Annotated in this window: 21 protein-coding genes; 11 read left to right on the plus strand and 10 right to left on the minus strand. The window is 70.5% G+C overall.

What is annotated here, in order from left to right:
* A partial coding sequence (locus tag HZU84_RS17255; protein ID WP_310734050.1) for a calcium-binding protein occupies positions 1-872 on the minus strand: 872 nt, incomplete at its 3' end.
* A 71-nt stretch (positions 873-943) separates the two neighbouring features.
* Here HZU84_RS17255 and HZU84_RS17260 point away from each other — a divergent pair.
* From HZU84_RS17260 to HZU84_RS17270, 3 genes are read left to right on the plus strand one after another with little or no spacing between them, the layout of a single operon-like run.
* On the plus strand, positions 944-2,047 hold the full coding sequence (locus HZU84_RS17260; protein ID WP_149503603.1) for a patatin-like phospholipase family protein: 1,104 nt from the start codon (positions 944-946) through the stop codon (positions 2,045-2,047).
* An 8-nt stretch (positions 2,048-2,055) separates the two neighbouring features.
* Positions 2,056-3,003, plus strand: a complete 948-nt coding sequence (locus HZU84_RS17265; protein WP_244954487.1) for an alpha/beta hydrolase — start codon at positions 2,056-2,058, stop codon at positions 3,001-3,003.
* An 8-nt stretch (positions 3,004-3,011) separates the two neighbouring features.
* Complete coding sequence (locus tag HZU84_RS17270) at positions 3,012-3,740, plus strand: acetyltransferase domain-containing protein (protein ID WP_149503602.1); 729 nt, start codon at positions 3,012-3,014, stop codon at positions 3,738-3,740.
* Here HZU84_RS17270 and HZU84_RS17275 read toward each other — a convergent pair.
* The gene (locus tag HZU84_RS17275) at positions 3,712-4,581 is read right to left on the minus strand and encodes an AraC family transcriptional regulator (RefSeq protein ID WP_149503601.1); all 870 of its coding nucleotides are present in this window, start codon (positions 4,579-4,581) and stop codon (positions 3,712-3,714) included. The genes HZU84_RS17270 and HZU84_RS17275 overlap by 29 nt on opposite strands.
* Before the next feature lie 96 nt (positions 4,582-4,677).
* On the opposite strand from HZU84_RS17275, the gene HZU84_RS17280 reads away from it, so the two are divergent.
* Positions 4,678-5,970, plus strand: a complete 1,293-nt coding sequence (locus HZU84_RS17280; RefSeq protein WP_149503600.1) for an MFS transporter — start codon at positions 4,678-4,680, stop codon at positions 5,968-5,970.
* A gap of 112 nt (positions 5,971-6,082) precedes the next feature.
* On the opposite strand, the gene phaP is transcribed toward HZU84_RS17280, so the two are convergent.
* Entirely contained in the window at positions 6,083-6,601 is a 519-nt protein-coding gene (gene phaP / locus HZU84_RS17285; RefSeq protein ID WP_149503599.1) for a TIGR01841 family phasin, read from the minus strand.
* Positions 6,602-6,810: 209 nt separating this feature from the next.
* Positions 6,811-7,413 carry a GbsR/MarR family transcriptional regulator gene (locus tag HZU84_RS17290; RefSeq protein ID WP_219340987.1) on the minus strand — a complete coding sequence of 201 codons (603 nt, stop codon included), beginning with the start codon at positions 7,411-7,413 and terminating at the stop codon, positions 6,811-6,813.
* 114 nt (positions 7,414-7,527) lie between these two features.
* Here HZU84_RS17290 and HZU84_RS17295 point away from each other — a divergent pair, with 114 nt between their 5' ends.
* Positions 7,528-8,238, plus strand: coding sequence for a helix-turn-helix domain-containing protein (locus tag HZU84_RS17295; protein ID WP_149503598.1), 711 nt, complete (start codon positions 7,528-7,530; stop codon positions 8,236-8,238).
* A 167-nt stretch (positions 8,239-8,405) separates the two neighbouring features.
* Here the strand turns inward: HZU84_RS17295 and HZU84_RS17300 are convergent, their stop codons facing one another.
* On the minus strand, positions 8,406-8,909 hold the full coding sequence (locus tag HZU84_RS17300; RefSeq protein ID WP_180693036.1) for a phasin family protein: 504 nt from the start codon (positions 8,907-8,909) through the stop codon (positions 8,406-8,408).
* 191 nt (positions 8,910-9,100) lie between these two features.
* On the opposite strand from HZU84_RS17300, the gene HZU84_RS17305 reads away from it, so the two are divergent.
* From HZU84_RS17305 to HZU84_RS17320, 4 genes are all read left to right on the plus strand, one after another.
* The gene (locus HZU84_RS17305; protein ID WP_149503596.1) at positions 9,101-10,036 is read left to right on the plus strand and encodes a histone deacetylase family protein; all 936 of its coding nucleotides are present in this window, start codon (positions 9,101-9,103) and stop codon (positions 10,034-10,036) included.
* A gap of 143 nt (positions 10,037-10,179) precedes the next feature.
* The gene (locus tag HZU84_RS17310; RefSeq protein WP_149503595.1) at positions 10,180-10,878 is read left to right on the plus strand and encodes a nitroreductase; all 699 of its coding nucleotides are present in this window, start codon (positions 10,180-10,182) and stop codon (positions 10,876-10,878) included.
* A 119-nt stretch (positions 10,879-10,997) separates the two neighbouring features.
* The gene (locus HZU84_RS17315) at positions 10,998-12,428 is read left to right on the plus strand and encodes a sodium:proton antiporter (protein ID WP_149503594.1); all 1,431 of its coding nucleotides are present in this window, start codon (positions 10,998-11,000) and stop codon (positions 12,426-12,428) included.
* Positions 12,429-12,493: 65 nt separating this feature from the next.
* Entirely contained in the window at positions 12,494-13,480 is a 987-nt protein-coding gene (locus HZU84_RS17320) for a 2-hydroxyacid dehydrogenase (RefSeq protein ID WP_149503593.1), read from the plus strand.
* A 10-nt stretch (positions 13,481-13,490) separates the two neighbouring features.
* Here the strand turns inward: HZU84_RS17320 and mdoH are convergent, their stop codons facing one another.
* Both mdoH and HZU84_RS17330 read right to left on the minus strand, forming a co-directional pair.
* Positions 13,491-15,662, minus strand: a complete 2,172-nt coding sequence (mdoH, locus tag HZU84_RS17325; RefSeq protein ID WP_244954486.1) for a glucans biosynthesis glucosyltransferase MdoH — start codon at positions 15,660-15,662, stop codon at positions 13,491-13,493.
* A gap of 23 nt (positions 15,663-15,685) precedes the next feature.
* Positions 15,686-17,290 (minus strand): glucan biosynthesis protein G, encoded by a 1,605-nt coding sequence (locus HZU84_RS17330; RefSeq protein WP_149503591.1) that lies wholly within the window; start codon positions 17,288-17,290, stop codon positions 15,686-15,688.
* Positions 17,291-17,520: 230 nt separating this feature from the next.
* Between HZU84_RS17330 and HZU84_RS17335 the strand changes: the two genes are divergently transcribed.
* Entirely contained in the window at positions 17,521-18,432 is a 912-nt protein-coding gene (locus HZU84_RS17335) for a YbgC/FadM family acyl-CoA thioesterase (protein ID WP_149503590.1), read from the plus strand.
* On the opposite strand, the gene HZU84_RS17340 is transcribed toward HZU84_RS17335, so the two are convergent.
* Genes HZU84_RS17340 through ygfZ form a run of 3 tightly spaced genes read right to left on the minus strand, consistent with a single transcriptional unit; the run spans position 18,386 to position 20,734 of the window.
* On the minus strand, positions 18,386-19,423 hold the full coding sequence (locus HZU84_RS17340) for an NRDE family protein (RefSeq protein ID WP_149503589.1): 1,038 nt from the start codon (positions 19,421-19,423) through the stop codon (positions 18,386-18,388). The genes HZU84_RS17335 and HZU84_RS17340 overlap by 47 nt on opposite strands.
* A complete protein-coding gene (locus HZU84_RS17345) occupies positions 19,398-19,724 on the minus strand; it encodes a DUF4936 family protein (RefSeq protein ID WP_180693037.1) in 327 nt (108 codons plus the stop codon). The genes HZU84_RS17340 and HZU84_RS17345 overlap by 26 nt, the downstream gene beginning before the upstream one ends.
* A 23-nt stretch (positions 19,725-19,747) precedes the next feature.
* Positions 19,748-20,734 (minus strand): CAF17-like 4Fe-4S cluster assembly/insertion protein YgfZ, encoded by a 987-nt coding sequence (gene ygfZ, locus HZU84_RS17350; RefSeq protein WP_149503588.1) that lies wholly within the window; start codon positions 20,732-20,734, stop codon positions 19,748-19,750.
* 79 nt (positions 20,735-20,813) lie between these two features.
* Between ygfZ and mltG the strand changes: the two genes are divergently transcribed.
* Positions 20,814-21,845, plus strand: a complete 1,032-nt coding sequence (gene mltG / locus HZU84_RS17355; RefSeq protein ID WP_149503587.1) for an endolytic transglycosylase MltG — start codon at positions 20,814-20,816, stop codon at positions 21,843-21,845.
* Positions 21,846-21,885 lie beyond the last annotated feature (40 nt).

Consider the following 21,885-nt stretch of genomic DNA (forward strand, 5'->3'; position numbering starts at 1 on the left):
CACACCGTGGTGCTGCCGGTGAAGCTCACCTGCTGGATCGGGTTCCGGTTGTTGGCCGGTGTATCGAGGTACTTGAAGTCCTGGATCGTGATCGAGTCGCTGGTGCCCTTGATCGCCAGCACCAGGTTGTTGCCTACGAAGGAGGCCTGGATGTCCGTCGGCAGCACGCCGGCCTTGAAGACCAGCTTTTCCGACCGGGTTGCCCGCGTGTCATAAGCCGAGGCAATGATGTCCGTGCCTTCACCCCGACCGAAGTAGTAGGTGTCATCGCCCCCACCGCCCACCATCGTGTCGTTGCCGGCGCTGCCTGAGAAGATGTCGTTCAGGCTCGTGCCGACCAGGCTGTCCGCGCCAGCGGTGCCCCGCAGCGCCTCGGTGATCATCTGGGTGGTGTTCCACACCGTGGTGCTGCCGGTGAAGCTCACCTGCTGGATCGGGTTCCAGCCATTGGCCGGGGTATTGCTGTACTTGAAGTCCTCGATCGTGATCGAGTCGCTGGTGCCCTTGATCGCCAGCACCAGGTTGTTGCCCACGAAGGACGCCTGGATGTCCGTCGGCAGAACGCCGGCCTTGAAGATCAGCTTTTCCGACCGGGTCGCCCGCGAGTCATACGATGAAGCAATGATGTCCTTGCCGCCCCCACGGCCGAAGTAGTAGATGTCGTCGCCTGCACCACCCACCAGCGTGTCGTTGCCGCCCAGACCGTCGAAAATATCCGTACCCGTGGTGCCGACCAGCGAGTCGTTGCCTGCCGTGCCTGTCCTTGTTGCCATCATCCACCCCTTGCTCCCGGATTTATCGCGAAAATCCGGAAAATTGCCGATGCCGAAATTGACATCTCTGAAATTCTTGGTGTGAATCGCGGCGGCCATAGCATCGATGTGAATAGATCACATTTTTCCATTTCAAGATCCGTGAAAAATTTGGCATTCGGCCTGATTCCATGCGCGCCCTGAGACTGCTGGCCGGCCCGAGAGCCCGGGCGCATGTGGCGCGTCACGGCCTGCGCGCGGCCGACATCCGGGCCGTCCCTGCCGCGGCGGGCGGCCCGAAGGGGCTGATCCTCAATCCGCTCGACCGCTTCCTGTTCGGCCACTGGCTGACCGGGCCGGGACCGAGCGTGCACCTGGCCGGGGCGAGCATCGGCGCGTGGCGGCTGGCTTGCGCCTGTCTGCCCGATGCGGATGCGGCGCTGGCGCGACTGGCCGAGGACTACATCGCCGAGAGCTACGCGCCGCCGACCGGCGAGCGCCAGTCGGCGCGCAACATCAGTGCGCGCTTCGCGGCGCTGCTCGAGGCGCAGCTCGACGGGCGTCAGGCGGAGCTGCTGGCGCACCCGCGGCTGCGGCTGCATGTGCTGACCAGCCGCGGCCGCCACCTGCTGCGGCGCGAGCGCCCCGGGATCACGCATGCGGGCTATCTGGCGGCCTTCGGCTGCAATCTGCTGAGTCGGCGCGCGCTCGGGCTGTGGCTGGAGCGGGTGGTGTTCTCGGACCCGCGCGAGGCGCTGCCGCTGACGCTGTCCGACCTGCCCACCCGCCGGGTGGCGCTGACACCGGCCAATCTGCAGCCGAGCATCATCGGCTCGGGCTCGATTCCGTTCTGGCTCGAGGCGGTGCACGACATCGAGGGCGGGCCGCGCGGCGCCTACTGGGACGGCGGCATCACCGACTACCACCTGCACTGGCCCTGGCAGCAGATCGCCGCGCAGCCGGACTCGGCCGGGCTGGTGCTCTATCCGCATTTCCAGTCGCGGCTGGTGCCGGGCTGGCTGGACAAGGCGCTGCGCTGGCGCCACCGGCCGACGCCGGCGCTGGACAATCTCGTCGTGCTGGCGCCGAGCCCCGCCTGGATCGCGACGCTGCCCGGCGCCAAGCTGCCCGACCGGCAGGACTTCAAGGTCTGGCAGCATGATGTCGCCAGTCGCATGCGTGCCTGGCGCACCGCGGTGGCCGAAAGCCAGCGCCTGGCCGACGAGTTCGCGCAATGGCTCGACGACGGCTGTCCGGCCGACCGGTTCGAGGCGCTGGAATCCGACTCTTCCTGACCCAAGACATGCCCTTTCACCGCCTGACCCCGGCGATGCGCGACCTGCTGCAGCGCATCCGCCGCGCCAACCGCACGCCGATGCACCTGATGGACGCCGCCGACGCGCGCCGCCACTACGACGCCTCGGCCGAGATCCTGGACCTGCCGCGCGCGCCGCTGGCGCGGGTCGAGAACCTGCATGTTCCCGTGGCGCCGGGCGTGGCGCGTGCGGCGCGGCTCTATGCCGCGTCGACCGAGACCGGGCTGCCGGTGCTGCTCTACCTGCACGGCGGCGGCTTCACGGTGGGCAGCCTGGAGACGCATGACAGCCTGTGCCGCCAGATCGCGCTGCACAGCGGCGCGGCGGTGGTGGCGCTGGACTACCGGCTGGCGCCCGAACACCGCTTTCCGACCGCGGTCGAGGATGCCTGGGCCGGGCTGCAGTGGCTGGCCGGGCCGGGCTCGGCGGCGCTGGGCCTGGACGGCACCCGGCTGGCGATCGCCGGCGACAGCGCCGGCGGCACGCTGGCGGCGGTGGTGGCGATCCTGGCGCGCGACGCCGGCCTGAAGCTCGCGCTGCAGGCGCTGATCACGCCGGGCACCACCGCCCACGCCGACACCGCCTCGCACGCGGTCTACGCCGAGGGCTTCCTGCTCGAGAAGGCCGGCATCGACTGGTTCTTCGACCAGTACATCGACCGCGCGCAGCGCAGCGACTGGCGCTTCGCGCCGCTGGCGGCGGAGGACCTGGAGGGCGTGGCGCCGGCATGGATCGGCCTGGCCGAGTGCGATCCGCTGGTCGACGAGGGCGTGGCCTACGGCGACCGGCTGCGGCTGGCGGGCGTGGCGGTCGATCTGGAGATCTGGCGCGGCGTCACGCACGACTTCATCAAGATGGGCCGGGCGATTCCCGAGGCGCGGCGGGCGCAGCAGGCGCTGGGCGAGGCGGTGAGGGCGGCGCTGGCTCCGGGCTGAGCACGATCATGACTTCAGCGCCCCGATTCCTCCGGCTCGACGCCTTGCGCGGGCTGGCGATGGTCTGGATGACCGTCTTTCATTTCTGCTTCGACCTGAACCAGGCCGGCTGGCTGCAGCCGCGCCAGAGCTTCACCGACGATCCGTTCTGGACCGGGCAGCGGCTGGTGATCGTCAGCATCTTTTTGCTGTGCGTCGGGCTGTCGCAGGCGGTGGCGCGTCAGGCGCAGGTGCCGACGCGGCGCTTTCTGCGCCGCTGGCTGCAGATCGCCGGCTGTGCGGTGCTGGTCAGCCTGGGCTCGATGTGGATGTTCCCGAACAGCTGGATCAGCTTCGGCGTGCTGCATGCGGTGGCGGTGATGCTGCCGCTGCTGCGCTGGCTGCCGCTGGGCGCCCTCGGCTGGGCGCTGCTGGGCACGGTGGCGCTGCTGCTGCCGGCCTTTGTCGCGCATCCCGGGTTCGACGGGCGCTGGACGAACTGGATCGGTCTGGTGACCCGGCTGCCGGTGACGCAGGACTATGTGCCGCTGCTGCCCTGGCTGGGCGTGGCCGCCTGGGGGCAGGCGATCGGGCTGGGCGTTCTGGCGCGCTGGCCTGCGCTGCTGCAGGGGCCGCTGCCGGCCGGGCGGCCCGCCGATGCGCTGGTCTGGATGGGCCGGCACGCGCTGTCCTGGTACATGCTGCATCAGCCGGTGATGATCGGCGCGATCACCGCAGCGGGTTGGCTGCTGCGCTGAGCGCGGCCTCGGCGATGGCGCCGCCCGGCGCGAAGAAGCGGCCTGGCGCCATGCCGACGGTGCGGGTGACCATCGCGCTGAAGGCGCTCGGACTGGCATAGCCCAGCTCGGCGGCGATCACGCCCATCGGCCGGCCCGCGGTGGCCAGCACCAGCGCGCGGGCCAGCAGCACCTGCTGGCGCCATTGCTGGAAGCTGGTGCCCAGCTCGTCGCGAAACAGCCGCGCCACCGTGCGCGCGCTGGCGCCCGAGCCGGCGGCCCAGTCCGCCAGCCGGGCATGGCGGGTCGGCTCCTCGATCAGCGCCTCGCACAGCGTGCGCAGCCGCTTGTCCTGCGGCAGCGCGATGCCCAGCGGCAGCGAGCGCGCACGCAGCAGCTCGTCGCCGATCAGCTCGGCCATCGCGCGGGCGCGTGCCGGCATCGCGGCCGGCAGCGTGGCCGGTCCGGCCTGGGCCGGATCGTCACGGGCGAGCTGGCGCACCAGCTCGGCCAGCAGCGGCGAGACCTCGACGACCCGGCAGCGCTGCCAGTGCGGTGCCGCATCCGGCGGATGATGCAGATAGAGCGTGAGCATGTCGGCATCGCGCAGCACCGCCACCGCATGCTCGACCTGCGGCGGAATCCAGACCGCGCGGGTCGGCGGCACGATGCAGGTCATCTGGCTGGTCAGGATGCGCGACACGCCGGTCAGCGAGAAGGACATCTGCGCCCAGCCATGGCGGTGCGGCTCGACCCGCGAGCTCGCGCGCAGCGGGCGCAGCTTGGCGCGCACCGGCCAGTGCGCACGCGGCGCGAAGCGCTGCGGGTCGAGCGGGGGAATGGTCGGAAAGATCGGGCTCATCGGAAGGTTCGGTGCGGCCTGCGCTTTGGCGTGATCTCGACAGAACTTGGCTGGCTGGCGAAAGTATGCCGCCTCGCGCCTCCGTACAGTGTGGTGATGAACTCGACGACCACGATTCCCACGCCGGCGGCCACTCGGCCCGACCCGGAGCGCGAGCGGCTGCGCCGCGACGCGACCACCATCGGCCTGATCGGCCTGGCGCATGGCACCTCGCATTTCCACCATCTGCTGCTGCCGCCGCTGTTCCCGGCCTTCATCCGCGACTTCGGGCTGAGCTATTCGGAGCTGGGCCTGCTGGTGACGGTCTTCTTCGTGATCTCCGGCGTGGGCCAGGCGCTGTCAGGCTTCCTGGTCGACCGGGTGGGCGCCCGGCCGGTGCTGTTCGGCGCACTGATCAGCTTCCTGCTGGCTTCGCTGGCGGGCTCGCTGGCGCAGGGCTACGGCGGATTGATGCTGGCCGCCGCGCTGGCCGGCCTGGGCAACGCGCCTTTTCATCCGGCCGACTTCACCATCCTGAACCGGCGGGTCTCGCCGCAGCGGCTTGGCCATGCCTTCTCGGTGCATGGCATCAGCGGCAATCTGGGCTGGGCGCTGGCGCCGGTCTTCCTGATCGGCCTGAGCGGCGCCTTCGACAGCTGGCGCGCGGCCTATCTGGGCTCGGCGCTGGTGGCTGTCGTGGTGCTGGCGGTGCTGTGGCTGCGGCGCGCCGATCTGGATGACCGGGCCAGCCCGGCAGTCAGCGCGGCTGCAGGCGCTGCGCCGGCCCGCACGGCCGGCGCAGCCGGCACCGTGGCCACGGCGGAAGAGCATCCGATGGCCTTCCTGAAGCTGCCCTCGGTCTGGCTGTGCTTCTCGTTCTTCTTCTGGACGACCGCCGCGCTGAGCGCGGTGCAGAGCTTCGCCAGCCCGGCGCTGAACCGGATGTACGGCCTGCCCGAATCGCTGACCGCCTTCGTGGTGACCGGCTACATGCTGTGCGGTGCGGTCGGCATGGTGATCGGCGGCTTCCTGGTGGCGCGCGTCGAGCGGCTCGAGCGCACCATCGCCGCGGCGATGGCGCTGGCCGGACTGCTGCTGATGCTGGCCGGCACCGGCTGGCTGCCCGGGCTGGCGGCGGCCGCCGCCGTCGCGCTGGCCGGCTTCGGCACCGGCCTGGCCGGGCCGTCGCGCGACATGCTGATCAAGCGCGCCGCGCCCCCGGGCGCCACCGGCCGCGTCTATGGCACTGTCTACTCGGGCCTGGACACCGGCTTCGCGCTGGCCGCGCCGGTCTTCGGCCTGCTGCTCGACCACCATCTGGACGGTGCGATCTTCTTCGGCGCGGCGGCGGCGATGGTGCTGGGCATCGTGTCGGCCTCGGTCGTCGGTCGCGGCCTGGCGCGACGCTGAAGCGCCAGGAGCCCGCCAGAAAGCAGCCAGAAAGAAAAGACCCGGCGTCTCTGGCGAGCGCCGGGTCAATGGAAAGGTACCCCGCAAGGTACCGAGGAGACAATCCGTGGACTCAGGCGGCCTTGGCAGCCTTGGTGATCGACTGGATGTTGGCTTCGGCGCTGCTGACGGCCTGCTTGGCGGCCTTCTGGGCGCTTTCGACGGCGGCGCTGGTGGCGCTCATCGCCTGCTTCATCATCGCGACGGCATTCTCGCTGCCCGCCGGCGCGTTCTTCAGCGCGGCTTCGACGAAGCCCTGGAGCTTCTCCTGGGCGCCGGCGGCCTGGGCTTCCAGCAGCTTGCTGATGTCAGCCTGGGTGCTGGAGGCGATTTCATAGACCTGACGGCCGTAGGCCGTGGCCTTCTCGGCGGCCGGCTGCAGCGCGCCCGATTGCAGGGCCAGCAGTTCCTGCGGATCCTTGACGGCCAGCAGGGCCTTGGCGTGGGCAGCCGATTCGTCGAGGGCAGCGCGGGTGACTTGCAGGTTCAGCTCGACCAGCTTTTCGATGCCACCGAAGGCCTTCTGGCCGATCTCGACAGCAGCGTCCAGGTTGGCCTTGCCAGCAGCGGTGAATTGTTCGGTGTTGAACATGATGAGCGTTTCCTTGGTCGTGATGGTGAAGCGAGCGGTGACCGGGCGGAGTGCACGATCAGGTTAGAACCGGAGTCAGGTCGTCTCTGATCGTGATCCCAGATTTTTGCTGCAGTGCAGCATGGATCACAGTATAGGAGCCGTTCCGGCGAATTCAAGACCAGATGCTGCACTGCAACATGATTAGGTTGCAAACCCTAATTGAAATTTCATGAGCTCAGTTCGCTGTCTGTGCCTCGGCTCAGCCCCTGGCCGCGCAGCGCCGAGGTGAGTTCCAGCAGCCGACCGACCCGCGAGCCCATGCGCATCAGCTGCGACAGCGTGCGCGGGTCCAGATGCTGCACATCGTCGAACCAGGTGCTGAGCATGTCGATCAGCTCATGCATGCCACGCATGCGTTCCTGGGCATGGCGGTCGGCCTCGCAGGTCGGCACCTCCAGCAGCGCGTTGCGCAGCATGGTCAGCGTCGGCTCGACCTCGCGGCGGCGCCGCTCCTCGGCCAGACGCCGGAAGATCTCCCAGGTGTCGGCCGGGGCCTCGAAGTAGTCGCGCCGGTCGCCGGGCTGATGGCGCATCTGCACCAGACGCCAGGACTGCAGCTCCTTCAGGCTCATGCTGACATTGGAGCGGCTGATCTGCAGCGCGTCGGTGATCTCGTCGGCGTTGAGCGGTCGCTGCGAGACGTAGATCAGCGCGTAGATCTGGCCGACCGTGCGGTTGATGCCCCAGCGGCTGCCCATCTCGCCGAAGTGGGCGACGAAGCTGCGCACCAGCGGGCTCATCAGGTCGGAAGGCTCAGAAGGGGCGGGCATGACACGAACTGCCTTTGAAGGAGGTGATGTTCGTCAATTGTGTACTTGAATTTCAGAAATTTCTGAACACCAAGAAGATAGAATCCACCACCTAGGGTATTCCGCTAGTCTACGATGAACCTGATCGACGCTCTGGATCTGGCCCCCGCCTCGTCGGCGGTCGAGGGTGTGCTGCGCGAGACGAACTCGCCCGCGCATGAGCGCCATGCCCGTGGCGCGCTGATCTTTCGGCCCGGCCGCTTTGTCACTCCCTTCCTGATCGTCGATGGCGCGATCCGGCTCGACCATCCCACCGCGGACGACAGCACGGTGCTGCTCGCGCTGCCCGGCGATCTGCTCGGTCTCGAGCAGCTGCATGGCCGGCCGCAGTCGACCTTCGGTCGGGCGATCGTCGACACCATCATCGCGCCGCTGGGTCCGATGCCGGACGCGGCCTGGCGCGAGCTGCTGGTCAACCGGCTGATCGTGCGCCAGGAGCATGCGGCGCAGCTCGGCCGGCTGCGCTTCGGTCCGGCGCCGGAGCGCATTCGCGCGCTGCTGCTGCTGCTGGCCGGCCGGGCGACCTATGGTCCGCTGCGCTCGACCCAGCAGCCCACCGGGGCCGAGGATGACCACATGAGCTGCGAGCTGCCGCGCCTGTCCGACATGGCTGCGCTCACCGACATCGCGCCCGAGACCGTCTCCCGGGTGATCTCGAGCATGCGCCGCACCGGCCTGATCGCCCGCGAGGCGGGCCGTCGGGTGCGCCTGAGCACCCAGCTGGTCTATGTGGCCGGCGAGATGCCGCGCGGCATGACCCGCAGTCGCACCCGCGAAGAGATCTGAAACGGGCAAAAAACGGGCAAAAAAAACCGGTGGAAGCGAACCTCCACCGGGGAACAAGGTACCGGTCAGCCAACCTGGAAACAGGAAGCCGGGGTACCGAGGAGACAACCAGTCACATGCTCCGGAGAGGAGCATGCCCAGGACAGATGCGCCCGGTTGGAAAAAGTTCAAGGCCCGACCGCCTCGGACCGGGCCGGGGTCTTCGGCGGGGCAGGGGGCTGAACGATTGCATCGACCTGCGCGCCGGTGCGGTCGACCGCCTGACGCGCAGCCTGCTGCACCCGCTCCATCGCCGCGTTGGCCGCGCTGACGGCGGTGCGGACCATCTCGGTCGAGTCGCTGGCCTCGGGCGTGTTCTTCACCGCGGTGTCGACCATGACCAGGATGGTCTGCTGCGCCGCGGCCAGCTGCGCATGGACCAGCCGCTGCACTTCCTTCTGGGTGCCGAGCGCGATCTCGCAGAGCTCGCGGCTGTAGGCCCCCGCCGTCTCGGCCATCGCGGGCATGCGGCCGGCTGTGTTCGGGGACAGGCTGTCGCCGATCGTGCCGCGCATGGTGCGCAGATTGAGCTCGACCAGCTTCTCGATGCCTTCGAAGCTCTTGCGGGTCAGCTCGACCAGGGCGTCGAGACCGGCCTTGTTGGCGGCGGCCAGCTGTTCGGGGGTCAACATGGCGAGGCACTCCGGCTGAGGATGTTCATGCAGGGCACGACGGGGCGGCGCCATGCTGCCGTGCAGCAAACCGCCGGAATGCGGCGCACTGTAGGCCCGGAGTGACCGGCTGGCAAGTCGGGTCGCCGCTCTGGCTGACCTGCATCAGCCTTCAGGAGGCGATCATTCGTGACAGAGCTGACAATTCCTGCATGCAAGCCTTCTATGCCGATCATTTCGTGCTGCCTCTGCCCGCCGGACACCGCTTCCCGATGGAGAAGTACCGCATGCTGCGCGACCGCATCGCCGCCGAGCTGCCGCAGGTGCGGCTGGCCGAGGCGCTGCCCGCCAGCCGCGGCGAGCTGGCCCTGGCGCATGCGCCGGCCTACATCGACGGCGTCTTTCACGGCACGCTGACGGCGGCCGCGCAGCGCGAGATCGGATTTCCCTGGACGCCGATGATGGCCGAGCGCGCCCGGCGCTCGGTCGGCGCGACCATCCAGGCGGCCCGCGCGGCCTTCACCGAGGGCGTCGCCGCCAACCTCGCCGGCGGCACGCACCATGCCAGCGCGGACGCCGGCGGCGGCTACTGCGTCTTCAACGATCTGGCGGTGACCGCGCGGCTGATGCAGGCCGAGTGGCTGCGCCTGCATCCGCGCCAGCCGCTGCGGGTGGCGGTGGTCGACCTGGACGTGCACCAGGGCAACGGCACCGCCGCGATCTTCAGGGGCGACGCCAGCGTCTGGACGCTGTCGATGCACGGCGAGAAGAACTATCCCTTCCGCAAGGTGCCCTCCTGCCTCGACATCGACCTGCCCGACGGCTGCACCGACATGCCCTACCTGGAGGCGCTCGACCGTGCGCTGGACGCGATGTGGCAGGCGCACGGCGACACGCCGCCGGGCCTGGTGCTCTACCAGGCCGGCGCCGACCCGTTCGAGGGCGACCGGCTCGGGCGGCTGAAGATCAGCGCCGCCGGCCTGGCCGAGCGCGACCGCCGCGTCTTCGCGGCCTGCCGCGAGCGCGGCATTCCGGTGGTGCTGACGATGGGCGGCGGCTACGGCCATGTGATCGCCGAGACGGTCGAGGTGCAGATGGGCACCTTCCGCGCCGCGCTCCAGGCCTGGGAGGCCTGGCGGCCCGTCTGATCCGGGGCCGATCTGAGCCTTCCTCGAAACGGACATCGACCATCATCGACCATTCCTGCAAACCCCAGTTGCCCTGGATGCTGCGGTGCGTCAATGATGCGTCCTGAGGTTTCCTCAATGAATCCAGGAAAGGACCGTTCCCGATGCTCACCGACGATGAACGCCGCGCCGCGGTCGACCAGGCCATCACCTCGCGCCGCTCGATCCGCGCCTTCCTGCCCGAGCCGGTGCCGCGCGAGACGATCGAGGCCATCCTGCAGGTGGCCGCGCGGGCCCCGTCGGGCACCAACACCCAGCCGTGGAAGGTGCATGTGCTGACCGGCGCGGCGCGCCAGCGCCTGTGCGAGCGGCTGCTGGCCGCGCATGACGACCCGCAGGCCAGCGGCCCGCACACCGAGGAATACGCCTACTACCCCTCGCAGTGGGTCTCACCCTACATCGACCGCCGCCGCAAGGTCGGCTGGGATCTCTACGGTCTGCTGGACATCGCCAAGACCGACAAGGCGCGCATGCACGCGCAGCACGGCCGCAACTATGTCTTCTTCGACGCGCCGGTCGGCCTGATCTTCACCATCGACCGGGTGATGGCGCAGGGCTCCTGGCTCGACTACGGCATGTTCCTCGAGAACATCATGATCGCCGCGCGCGGGCGCGGCCTCGACACCTGCGCGCAGGCCGCCTTCACGCCCTATCACCGCCTGATCGCCGAGGAACTCGGCCTGGGTGCGGGTGAAATGGTGGTCTGCGGCATGGCGCTGGGCCGGGCCGATCCGGACGCGATCGAGAACCGCCTGGTGACTGAACGCGCGCCGGTGGCCGAATTCACGCGCTTCCACGACTGAATTTCCGCGCTGAAGCGCTGCAGCACGTCAACAACACGTACGGGACGGAGCCGATCGGCGCCGACGGATCCAGCCGCTACCATCGCGCGCCATTGCCGATCGGAACCGGAATCCCTGCCATGCGTCTCCTGTCCTTCCTGCGCGGTGCGCTGCCGCGCACACTGCTTCTGCTGGCTGCGCTGTCGCTGCCGACCCTCTCCCATGCGGCCGAGATCGACGGCGCCGCGCTCTCGGCCGCCTGGGCGGTGCCCTTCGCCGGGCTGCTGCTGTCGATCGCGCTGTGTCCGCTGATCGTGCCCTCGGTCTGGCATCACCACTACGGCAAGATCGCCGCGGGCTGGGCGCTGGCCTTCCTGCTGCCTTTTGCGGCGGTCTTCGGCGCCGGCATGGCCGGCGTGACGCTGGTGCATGCGCTGGTGGCCGAGTACATCCCCTTCATCATCCTGCTGACCGCGCTCTACACCGTGGCCGGCGGCATCCACATCCGGGGCAACTTCCATGGCAGCCCCGGCTTCAATGCGCTGCTGATGGTGATCGGCGCGGTGCTGGCGAGCTTCATGGGCACCACCGGCGCCTCGATGCTGATGATCCGTCCGCTGATCCGGGCCAACGACAACCGCCGTCACAACGCGCATGTCTTCGTCTTCTTCATCTTCATCGTCAGCAATGCCGGCGGCTCGCTGACGCCGCTGGGCGATCCACCGCTCTTCCTGGGCTTCCTGAAGGGCGTGGACTTCTTCTGGACCGCACAGCACATCTTCCCGGAAACGCTGTTCCTGGTCGGCGCGCTGCTGGCGATCTTCCTGGCGATCGACACGGTGATCTACCGCCGCGAAGGCGTGACCCGCGCCGATCCGACGCCGGATGATCCGCGCTTCGGCCTCGAAGGCGGCATCAACCTGGCGCTGCTGGGCGCGGTGGTCGCGCTGGTGCTGATGAGCGGCCTGTGGAAGCCGGGCACCGGGCTGGAGGTGGCGGGCGCCCGACTGGGTCTCGAGCAGATCGTGCGCGACCTCGGTCTGGTGGTGGTGACGGTGCTGTCGCTGAAGCTCACCACCCAGGCGGTGCGCGAGGCCAACCAGTTCAACTGGGCGCCGATGGAGGAGGTCGCCAAGCTCTTTGCCGGCATCTTCCTGACGATCGCGCCGGTGCTGGCGATGCTCAAGGCCGGCGAGCAAGGCGCGTTCGCGGAAGTCGTGCGCGCGGTCACCGGGCCGGACGGCCAGCCGCTGCCGCTGATGTACTTCTGGGCCTCGGGCCTGCTGTCGTCCTTCCTGGACAACGCGCCGACCTATCTGGTCTTCTTCAACCTGGCCGGCGGCGATCCGCAGGTGATGATGACCACGCTGGCGCCGGTGCTGGCGGCCATCTCGGCCGGGTCGGTCTTCATGGGCGCCAACAGCTACATCGGCAACGCGCCCAACCTGATGGTGAAGGCGATCGCGGAAGATCGCGGCGTGAAGATGCCCAGCTTCTTCGGCTACATGGTCTGGAGCGTGGGCATTCTGGTGCCTCTGTTCGTGCTGATGTCCTTCATCTGGTTCCGCTGAGCGCATCACGTCGCATCACGCCCGCATCACGCGGAGCCCGTCGTCCACGCCGCACCGTCCACGCCATGAAGCAACGCCCAGCCCTGCTGATCACCCGCCGCATCTTTCCCGAGGTCGTCGCGCGCCTGCGCGAGCATTTCGAGGTGCAGACCAACGAGGCCGACGCCGTCTGGAGCCGCGACGAGCTGATCGCGCGGCTGCAGGGCAAGGCGGGCGTCTTCGTCACCACGTCCGAGCCGATCGACGCCGGGCTGCTGGCGGCCTGCCCGGAGCTGCGCGCGGTCTGCTCGATGGCGGTGGGCTACAACAACATCGATGTGGCCGCCTGCCGGGCGCGCGGCGTGATGGTGACCCACGCGCCCGACGTGCTGACCGAGACCACCGCCGACTTCGGCTTCGCGCTGCTGCTGGCGGCCGCGCGCCGCGTCGGCGAGGCCGAGCGGCTGCTGCGCCGCGGCGAGTGGACGAAATGGTCGGTAGACTTCATGGCCGGCGCCGACGTGCATGGCGCGACGCTGGGCATTCTCGGCATGGGCCGCATCGGCCAGGCCATCGCCCGACGCGGTGCGCTGGGCTTCGGCATGAAGGTGATCTACCACAACCGCTCGCGCCTGCCGCAGGACACCGAGGCCGCGCTGGGCGGGGCCGAGCGGGTCGAGCTGGACGCGCTGCTCGAGCGCAGCGACCATCTGATGATCGTCGTGCCCTACGGCCCGGCGACCCACCATGTGATCGGCGCGGCCCAGCTGGCGCGCATGAGGCGCGGCGCGGTGCTGGTCAACATCGCGCGCGGCGGCGTGGTGGACGATGCCGCGCTGGCGATGGCACTGCGCTCGGGCCACATCGGCGCAGCGGGCCTGGATGTCTTCGAGGGTGAGCCGGCGGTGCATCCGGCGCTGCTGGACCTGCCCAACACCGTGCTCACGCCCCACATCGCCAGTGCCAGCGAGCCCACCCGCCGCGCGATGGCCAACCTGGCCGCCGACAACCTGATCGGCCTGCTGGCGACCGGGCAGGGCGCGAAGACGCCGGTGCCTGAAATGCGCGGCTGACGCGGCGGGCTCAGGCCCTGCTGCGGCTTGAGCGCATCGGCCGGTTCTTGCGTGTCTTGCCCCCCGCAGTCGCCGTCGCGGCCTGTCGCGCCAGGCCGACATCGAGCTGTCGCACCGCGGTGGCCGCGCCGACCGCGGTCGGCAGCAGTTCGACCGGCACGGCGGATGGCGCCAGGACCGGGGCCGAGGACAGATCGCTGGTGGCCGGCGTGCCCAGCGCCAGCGCCAGCATCGGCAGACCCAGCGCCAGGGCGGGCAGCCGGTTCAGGCGGCGGTGCAGACGGTAGCGGGCGCGCTGCCGTGGCGGCTCGACCAGACGGCGCGGCGCGGACGAGATCGGCGTCAGCCGCAGCCCCTGCAGGCCCGCCGTGCGGCGCAGCACCTGGGGCGGCCGCCGCTCCTGCGGCACCCGCCACAGACCGAGCCGACCGAACCAGCGGCCCGGCGCCGCCTGGCTGGTGGCCACCACCAGCGGCACCGCCAGCATCAGCGGCACCGTCAGCAGCGCCAGCCGCAGCGCCATCGCCGGCTCGATCAGCACCAGCACGGCGGTCAGTGCGGTCGCGCCCAGCGTCCACGGGCCCAGACGCTGCCAGGCCTCGCGCCAGCCGATGGCGTGACTGCGGCGCAGCGGCGACTTCCATTCCAGCTTCCAGCCCGCCAGCGCCACCAGCACGAACAGCGAGTGCGCGACCATGCGCACCGGCGCCTGCAGCGTGGCCAGCAGCGCCTCGAGCAGTGCGCCGCCCAGCAGCGCGCGCCGCCCGCCGAAGGCCGCCGTCTCGCCGCGCTGCCACACCGCCAGCACGCCCAGCAGGCGCGGCAGCAGCAGCATGACGCCGGTCATCAGCCACAGGCCAAGCATCGCGGGGTTCTCGCTGCTGCCGGGCAGCAGCGCAGCGTCGCCGCCGGTCAGGCCGAGCACCACATAGGCCAGCCACAGCGGCGCGCTCAGGTAGGACATCGCGCCGGTGGCGAAGAGCGCGCGGTGCACCGGGCGCAGTCCCGGTTCGGCGATCAGGCGGGCGTTCTGCAGATTGCCCTGGCACCAGCGGCGGTCGCGCTGCAGCTCGTCGAGCAGGTCGCCGGGGAGCTGCTCGTAGCTGCCGTCGAGCTCGGGCACCAGCCAGACTTCGAAGCCGGCGCGGCGCATCAGCGCCGCCTCGACGAAGTCGTGCGACAGGATCTCGCCCGAGAGGCCGCCGCGGCCCGGCAGCCGCGCCAGCGCGCAGTGCTTCATGAAGGGCTCGACGCGCAGGATGGCGTTGTGGCCCCAGTAGTGCGAGTCGCCGAGCTGCCAGAACTGCAGGCCATGCACATAGAGCCGGCCGAGCACCCGGCTGGCGTACTGCTGCGCACGGGCATGCAGGCTCTGCTGGCCGCAGCCCACCGGCGCGGTCTGGGCGATGCCGACCTGCGGGTGGGCTTCCATCAGGTCGACCAGCTGCGTCAGGCAGCGGCCGGTCATGACGCTGTCGGCGTCGAGCACCACCATGTAGCGGAAGGCGCGGCCCCAGCGGCGGCAGAAGTCGGCGACATTGCCGGCCTTGCGGCCGCTGCGGCGCCGGCGCCAGCGGTAGTGCACCGGCGGCAGACCGTCCTGGCGTGCCTGCGCGGCCAGACGCTGCCAGGCCTGCTGCTCGTCGGCCAGCAGCCCCGCGTCGCGGGTGTCCGACAGCACGAAGAACTCGAAGCCCGCGCTGCGCCCGGTGCGCGTCAGCGACTCGGCGGTGGCGCGCAGGCCGGCGAAGACCGCCTCCACATCCTCGTTGCAGATCGGCATGATGATGGCGGTGCGTGCGGCCGGGTCGGGCACACCGTCGGTGCGGACCGACAGCGCCTGCGCATCACCCGCCAGCAGCCGGCGCCAGCCCATCAGCGCGGTCACGAAGCCGGCCGAGACCCAGGCGAACAGCAGCGCCAGCAGCGCCGAGCGGGCCAGCTCGGCCAGACCCATCTCGGCCGGCGAGCGATGCGACCACTGCAGGCCCAGCGCCAGCAGCGTGACCGCCAGCATGGCCAGGCCGAGCGCGCCGCGCCGGCGCTGCGCCGCGCCCTGCCATGCCGGCGGCGGGCCGAGGTCGCGGGCCGGGCCGGCCAGCCCCTTGAGCCCGCGGCGCCAGCCCTGCCACGGCTGCGGCGTCATGTGGCCGCGCACCAGCGCCGGCATGGCGGATGGCATGACGGATGTCCTGAAGTGCTTTGTCATCGTTTCTGTTCTCCCTCGGGTGGCAGCGCCAGGCTCCAGGTCTCGGTCAGCACGTCGCGGCCCTGCATCAGGTAGCCGCGCAGCTCGACCGGCCGGTCGGCACGCAGGCGCTCGGCGCGCAGCGTCATGCGCCAGCCCGGCGTCTGTCCTCCGACCTGTCCGCCCGCCTGCGGGTGCGGCTGGACCCGCACCTCGCGGATGCGGGCATTGGCCAGCGCCTCGACCTGCGGGCGCACCGGCTCGGCACCGGCGCCGGTGCGCACTGCGTCGAGCGCCGGACCGGCGAAGTCGACATGGAACTGCAGCTCGTCGCCCTGGGCGGTGTCGTAGCCGTGGCCGCGGCGGGTCTGCACCGTCCAGCCGCCCGGACGCGCCGGCGGCTGCTCGCTGAACCAGTGCAGCGTGTAGGCCAGATCGATCGGCTGCAGCGGCGCGCCCGGCGCCGGCAGCGTCTCGGGCACCCAGTAGGCGGCGATGTTGTCGTGCGTCTCGTCGGGCGTCTGGAACTGCAGCAGCTCGACGCGGCCGGGGCCCCAGTCGCCGCGGGGCTCGACCCAGGCGCTCGGGCGGCGCTCGTAGTGCGCCTCCAGATCCTCGTAGCTGGCGAACTGGCGATCGCGCTGCAGCAGGCCGAAGCCGCGCAGCGCCTGCGGCCCGTCGAGCCGGAAGGAAGTGACGAAGGCGCCGGCGCGCGGATTGTTCAGCGGCCGCCAGATCCACTCGCCGCGGCCGGTCAGGATCTGCAGGCCGTCGGAGTCATGCACCTCGGGGCGGAAGTCGCCAGGACGTGGCTGGTTCTCGCCGGACAGGAACATGCTGGTCAGCGGCGCCAGACCCAGCGTGGCGACCCGGCCGCGCAGGAACAGGCGCGCCTGCACCTCCACCCGGGTCGTGCCTTCGGGGCGGCGGCCCGGCGTGATGTCGAAGCGGTAGGCGCCGGTCACGCGCGGCCCGACCAGGCGCGCATACAGCGTCATGCGCGTCGCGTCGGGCGCGGGCTTCTCGAGCCAGAAGCGGTCGAAGCGCGGGAATTCCTCGCCCTGGCCGCCGGTGGTGTCCACCGCCAGACCGCGTGCCGACAGGCCGTACTGCTGGCCGGCCCCCAGCGCGCGGAAATAGCTCGCGCCCAGGAAGACGATCAGCTCGTCGCGGTAGTCCGGGCGGTTCAGCGCGGCGTGCAGTCGAAAGCCGGCAACCTCGGCCGCCGCGCCCGGACGGGCCAGCGCCGGCAGCTTCGCGGCATTGCGGCCGTAGTCGAAGGCGGAGGCCGGCACCTGCAGCGGCTGCACCCGGCCCTGCGCGTCGATCTCCTCGATCTGCAGCGGCTGCGAGAAGCCCCGTCCGGCATGGAAGAACATCAGCTCGAAGGGCCGGTCCTGCCACAGCGCCCGCTCCGGGCGGAAGCGGATGTCGCGGTAGTCGTCATAGCTCAGGTCGAGCAGCGCGCGGTGGCGGCTGGGCGGCGCGTCGCGCCAGGGCTGCAGCGCCAGCGCGCGGGCCTCGGCCGCGACCTCGTCGAAGCCGAAGGCCAGGGCAGCGCTGGCCGCACCGAAGGTCTGGGCGATGACGAACAGGCCGCTCAGGATGGACCGGGCCTGCATGCGCCGCCGTGAATGCGGTGCCGCTCGGCGATACTCCCGGGTGCTTGGCGAATCTTTCAGAACCGGCCTCCATGCATGTCGGTTTCATTGCAGTCTGGAGAGCAAAAATTAAGGTTTTCCCGGATCGCCGGCGATCGACATTCATGCTGAGCCTTGGCTTAAGCGCGAACAAATCTGATACAAATGGACGACAGCTGGCCCCTGGACGCCAGCAGACTGGAAGGCCCGCGATGACCTTGCGACGACACCACCGCTTCACCCACCGCCTGCGCGTGCGCTGGGCCGAGGTCGATGCCCAGCGCATCGTCTTCAACGGGCACTATCTGATGTACTTCGACACCGCGATGGGCGAGTACTGGCGCGCGCTGGGTCTGCCCTATGAATCGGCGATGGCGCGGCTCGGCGGCGATCTCTATGTGCGCAAGACCACGCTCGATTACCACGCCAGCGCGCGCTACGACGAGCTGCTCGACATCCATGTGCGCTGCGAGCACATCGGCAACACCTCGATGCGCATGCACTGCGAGGCCTACCGCGCCGACACGCTGCTGGTCAGCGGCGAGCTGGTCTATGTCTTCGCCGATCCGCAGACCCAGCAGAGCCGGCCGATCCCGACCAGCCTGCGCGATCTGGTGCTCGACTTCGAGGCCGGCGCCGAGATGCTCGACATCCAGGTCGGTCCCTGGCCGCAGCTCGGGCTGTCAGCTCGCGAGGTCCGCGAGGAGGTCTTCGTGCGCGAGCAGGGCATCCCGAAGGATCTGGAACTCGACGAGGCGGACCAGACCGCGGTGCATGCGCTGGTCATCAACCATCTGGGCATGCCGCTGGCCACCGGCCGGCTGACCCGGCTGGAGCCGGGCGTCTCGCGCATGGGGCGCATGGCGGTGGTGGCGTCGATGCGAGGCAGCTCGGTCGGCAGCCGGGTGGTGCGCGCGCTGCTGCAGGCCGCGCACGATCAGGGCGACCACACCGTGCTGCTGCATGCCCAGCAGTCGGCGGTGCCGTTCTATCGCCGCTTCGGCTTCGCCGAGACCGGGCCGCATCATGAGGAGGCCGGCATCGTGCATGTGACGATGGTGCGCCGCCTGGACGATCTCAGCGGCGGGAAGAACTCGCCGGTGCTCTCGGGCGGGCCGGCTTGAGCAGGCCGCGCACCCGGGGCATGACCACCCGGGCGGTCGGTGCGGCGGCGGTCTCGGCGCTGTCGCGCTCGTCGAGCGCCTCGTCGCGCACCGGCGAGTCGAGGCTGCCGCGGTGCGCACGCATGCGCGTCTCGACCAGCACCGGTTCGGTCTGGTAGCGCGGCGGCCAGTCCTTCAGCGTGGCACGGCGCATCAGCGCCAGTCCGGGGCCGGCCGGATGGCTGCGCTCGTACACCTGGGTGAGCAGATGGCGGCCGACCCGCTCGGTGATCAGCACCGTCGAGCAGCGGGTGCCGTAGCGGCCGTCAGCGGTACGCACGAAGATCGACGACAGCTCGCGCTCGAGCGCGAGCGGCACGCCGGTCGAGGGCAGCTGCGCATCGGGCGCGATCTGGCGATCGGCCAGCAGCGCCAGCAGCTGCTGGGCCAGCAGGTCGGCCGCCGGGGCGGCGGCGCTGCCAGCCGCCTCGGCGGTGGCTGCGGCCATCGCAGCATCGACCTGGGCGCGCAGCCGCGACACCTTCGGCCAGGGCTCGTCGAGACCGCCGTTGGACAGGCCGAACAGGCCGCGCTCCAGACGCACCGGCGAGCGGGCGTGGTTGCTCATCCACCAGCAGTCGCCACGCGCGAAGTCGGCAGCGATCAGGTTGAAGCCGTTGTGGCCGCGCAGCGCGCTGCGCACCCAGAAGCGGTCGGGTGGACTCTCGGTCGTCAGCCATTCCGGCACCAGGCGACCGCGCGAGGGCGCCGTGTCCTCGTGACGCGACGGGTCGCGCACATTGGTCAGCAGCGCCAGCCGGCCGGCCGAGCTCAGGCCCAGCCAGGTGCCTCCCGAGGACTGGTCGCGCCCCGACAGCACCTCGGTCTCGCTGGCGGGCGGCATCCACCAGCCCATGCGCGTCGCCGGTCGGTCGAAGAACTCGTCGCGGTTCGAGACAAGCACCAGCGGGAAGCGCCGGCTGTGGTCAATCGCAAGAACGGCGATGCACATCGGGGTGGGGCAGTTCGGTGAACAGCTCGGTGAAGACTTCGACATGCCGCGGACCGATCCGGGTGGAGGGCCACGACGACAGCAGTTCCTCAATATCCGTCACCATCGCCTCCGGCAAGCCGTCCGGATGGTGGTGGATCTCCATGATGGTGAGCAATCCATCACGGGATTCCGGCCTTCTCAACCACCGGCTGCGCAGGCCCGGGCAGCGGGCCGCCAGCCGAGGTACCAGATCGTCCAGCTCGGAGGCGAAGGCCTGGGCATCCGCCTCGGCGATGCGGTAGTAGATGTAGAGCTCCACGCGGCAACGCGGGTCGATGGTTGTCAGGCCGATGTCGGGGCAGCGGCCTCGTGCGGCAGCGCGTAGGGCAGCGGCAGCAGCGCCAGCAGCGGGCCGTCGGCCGCGCCCAGATGCAGCGTGCCCGACTGCGTGACCGCGATCTTCAGCTCGGCCAGCGCCGCATGGCCGCTGCCGGACAGCTCCGGCGCCGCCGCGGCGATCACGCCGGCGGGCTGGCCGGCATCCTCGCTCCAGAAGATCTCCTGGCCGGGCTGCATGGGCACGGTGGCCCCGAGCAGGAAGCCGCGCCGCTTGAGCTTGCCTAGGTACTGGCTGCGCGCCACCACTTCCTGGCCGGGATAGCAGCCCTTGCGGAAGTCGACGCCGCCGACCAGCTCGTAGTTCAGCATCTGCGGCACGAACTGGCCGGAGGTCGCGGCGTTCACCTGTGCCACGCCGGTGGCCAGCTCCAGGCGCGCCCACTGCGACGGCTGCAGCGCCGGCAGCGCGGCCAGCACCGCCTCGGCCTGCGCGATCGGGCCGATCCACAGCCAGACCGGCACGTCGGTGCCGTCCAGCCGGGCCGGCTGCAGCCGGATGACCATCGCGCCGTCGCGATCGGCCTTGTCCCAGGGCGCGGCCGGTGCGCTCTCGCCCAGCCAGGCGGCGGCACGGGCGCCGGCCAGGCCGACCACCGCCAGCTCCGCGCTGGCGTCCGACAGCTTCGCCTTGGCGCGCAGCACGAACATCGACAGGCGCTTGAGCGTGGGCGCCAGCACATCGGCGCTCAGGCTCAGCCACAGCTCCTCGGGGCCGCTGCGGGCGAAGACCAGGCTGGCGAGCATGCGGCCCTGCGGACTGCAGTAGGCGCCCAGACGCGCCTGGGCGCTGCCGAGCCGGCTGACATCGTTGCTGAGCTGGCCATGCAGGAAGCTGGCGGCATCGGCGCCGACGGCGCGAATGACGCCACGGTCGGTCAGGCGGCAGGCACCGCCGGACGGCAGGGGAGAGTTCGGGGTCGAGGTGTCCATGAGCGTCATTATGATGAGCGGCTATGCATCGTGCTGTCACTCTGTCATCCCCGGCTGTCATGGCGGCCCGCGATCTGTCATGAAACGGTTTCGTCGCTGGGTGATCGGCGGGGCCGCGCTGGCCATCGCCCTGGTTCTGGCGCTGGCCGCGGCCGCCAGCTGGGTGCTGTCGCCGATGCCTCAGGTGTCGCCGCCGGGCCAGTCGGGCGGTGCGGTCGAGCTGGATGTGCAGCCCGAGCGCTCGCCGCGCCAGATCGCCGCCGATGCGGTCGAGGCCGGTCTGCAGGTCTCGCCCTGGCTGCTCTACCAGTGGTTCCGCTGGTCGGGCGATGCCCGGCTGATCCGCGCCGGCAGCTACGAGATCGAGCCCGGCACCAGCCCGCGCGAGCTGCTGCGCAAGCTGGTCGACGGAGACCAGACGCTGGCGCGGGTGCGACTGATCGAGGGCTGGACGCTGCGCCAGCTGCGCGCCGAGCTGGCACGCGCACCGGCGCTGCGGCCCGACAGCAGCGCGATGAGCGACGAGCAGCTGATGAGCGCAATCGGCGCCGCGGCCGGCACCGCCGCCGAAGGCCGCTTCTTTCCCGACACCTATGCCTATGCGCCGGGCAGCAGCGATCTGGCGGTGCTGCGCCGCGCGCATGCGGCGATGGAGCGCCGGCTGCAGGCGGTCTGGGCCCAGCGCCCGGCCGACTCGCCGCTGCGCGATCCGGCCGAGCTGCTGACGCTGGCCTCGATCATCGAGAAGGAGACCGGCCGCCATGAGGACCGGCCGCTGGTCGCCGCCGTCTTCATCAACCGGCTGAGAATCGGCATGCCGCTGCAGACCGATCCGACGGTGATCTACGGTCTGGGGCCGTCCTTCGACGGCAACCTGCGCAAGCGCGACCTGCAGGCCGACACCCCGTTCAACACCTACACCCGCAAGGGCCTGCCACCGACGCCGATCGCGATGCCGGGCCAGCAGTCGCTGGAGGCGGCGATCTGGCCGGCGAGCAGCCGGGCGCTCTACTTCGTCGCCCGTGGCGACGGCAGCAGCCAGTTCAGCGAGACGCTGGCCGACCATAATCGCGCCGTCGACCGCTACCAGCGCGGTGCGGCCGCCCGCTGAGGCGGTGCGGCTCCATCTTCTTCCGTCGTTTTCCGCCGAC

Source organism: Sphaerotilus sulfidivorans (assembly GCF_013426975.1).
Lineage (GTDB): Bacteria > Pseudomonadota > Gammaproteobacteria > Burkholderiales > Burkholderiaceae_C > Sphaerotilus > Sphaerotilus sulfidivorans.

Coding starts and splice junctions, on each gene's coding strand:
- HZU84_RS17260 (WP_149503603.1), top strand. CDS start 944: ATGCGCGCCCTGAGACTGCTGGCCGGCCCGAGAGCCCGGGCGCATGTG.
- HZU84_RS17265 (WP_244954487.1), top strand. CDS start 2,056: ATGCCCTTTCACCGCCTGACCCCGGCGATGCGCGACCTGCTGCAGCGC.
- HZU84_RS17270 (WP_149503602.1), top strand. CDS start 3,012: ATGACTTCAGCGCCCCGATTCCTCCGGCTCGACGCCTTGCGCGGGCTG.
- HZU84_RS17275 (WP_149503601.1), bottom strand. CDS start 4,581: ATGAGCCCGATCTTTCCGACCATTCCCCCGCTCGACCCGCAGCGCTTC.
- HZU84_RS17280 (WP_149503600.1), top strand. CDS start 4,678: ATGAACTCGACGACCACGATTCCCACGCCGGCGGCCACTCGGCCCGAC.
- phaP (WP_149503599.1), bottom strand. CDS start 6,601: ATGTTCAACACCGAACAATTCACCGCTGCTGGCAAGGCCAACCTGGAC.
- HZU84_RS17290 (WP_219340987.1), bottom strand. CDS start 7,413: ATGCCCGCCCCTTCTGAGCCTTCCGACCTGATGAGCCCGCTGGTGCGC.
- HZU84_RS17295 (WP_149503598.1), top strand. CDS start 7,528: ATGAACCTGATCGACGCTCTGGATCTGGCCCCCGCCTCGTCGGCGGTC.
- HZU84_RS17300 (WP_180693036.1), bottom strand. CDS start 8,909: ATGTTGACCCCCGAACAGCTGGCCGCCGCCAACAAGGCCGGTCTCGAC.
- HZU84_RS17305 (WP_149503596.1), top strand. CDS start 9,101: ATGCAAGCCTTCTATGCCGATCATTTCGTGCTGCCTCTGCCCGCCGGA.
- HZU84_RS17310 (WP_149503595.1), top strand. CDS start 10,180: ATGCTCACCGACGATGAACGCCGCGCCGCGGTCGACCAGGCCATCACC.
- HZU84_RS17315 (WP_149503594.1), top strand. CDS start 10,998: ATGCGTCTCCTGTCCTTCCTGCGCGGTGCGCTGCCGCGCACACTGCTT.
- HZU84_RS17320 (WP_149503593.1), top strand. CDS start 12,494: ATGAAGCAACGCCCAGCCCTGCTGATCACCCGCCGCATCTTTCCCGAG.
- mdoH (WP_244954486.1), bottom strand. CDS start 15,662: ATGCCATCCGCCATGCCGGCGCTGGTGCGCGGCCACATGACGCCGCAG.
- HZU84_RS17330 (WP_149503591.1), bottom strand. CDS start 17,290: ATGCAGGCCCGGTCCATCCTGAGCGGCCTGTTCGTCATCGCCCAGACC.
- HZU84_RS17335 (WP_149503590.1), top strand. CDS start 17,521: ATGACCTTGCGACGACACCACCGCTTCACCCACCGCCTGCGCGTGCGC.
- HZU84_RS17340 (WP_149503589.1), bottom strand. CDS start 19,423: ATGTGCATCGCCGTTCTTGCGATTGACCACAGCCGGCGCTTCCCGCTG.
- ygfZ (WP_149503588.1), bottom strand. CDS start 20,734: ATGGACACCTCGACCCCGAACTCTCCCCTGCCGTCCGGCGGTGCCTGC.
- mltG (WP_149503587.1), top strand. CDS start 20,814: ATGAAACGGTTTCGTCGCTGGGTGATCGGCGGGGCCGCGCTGGCCATC.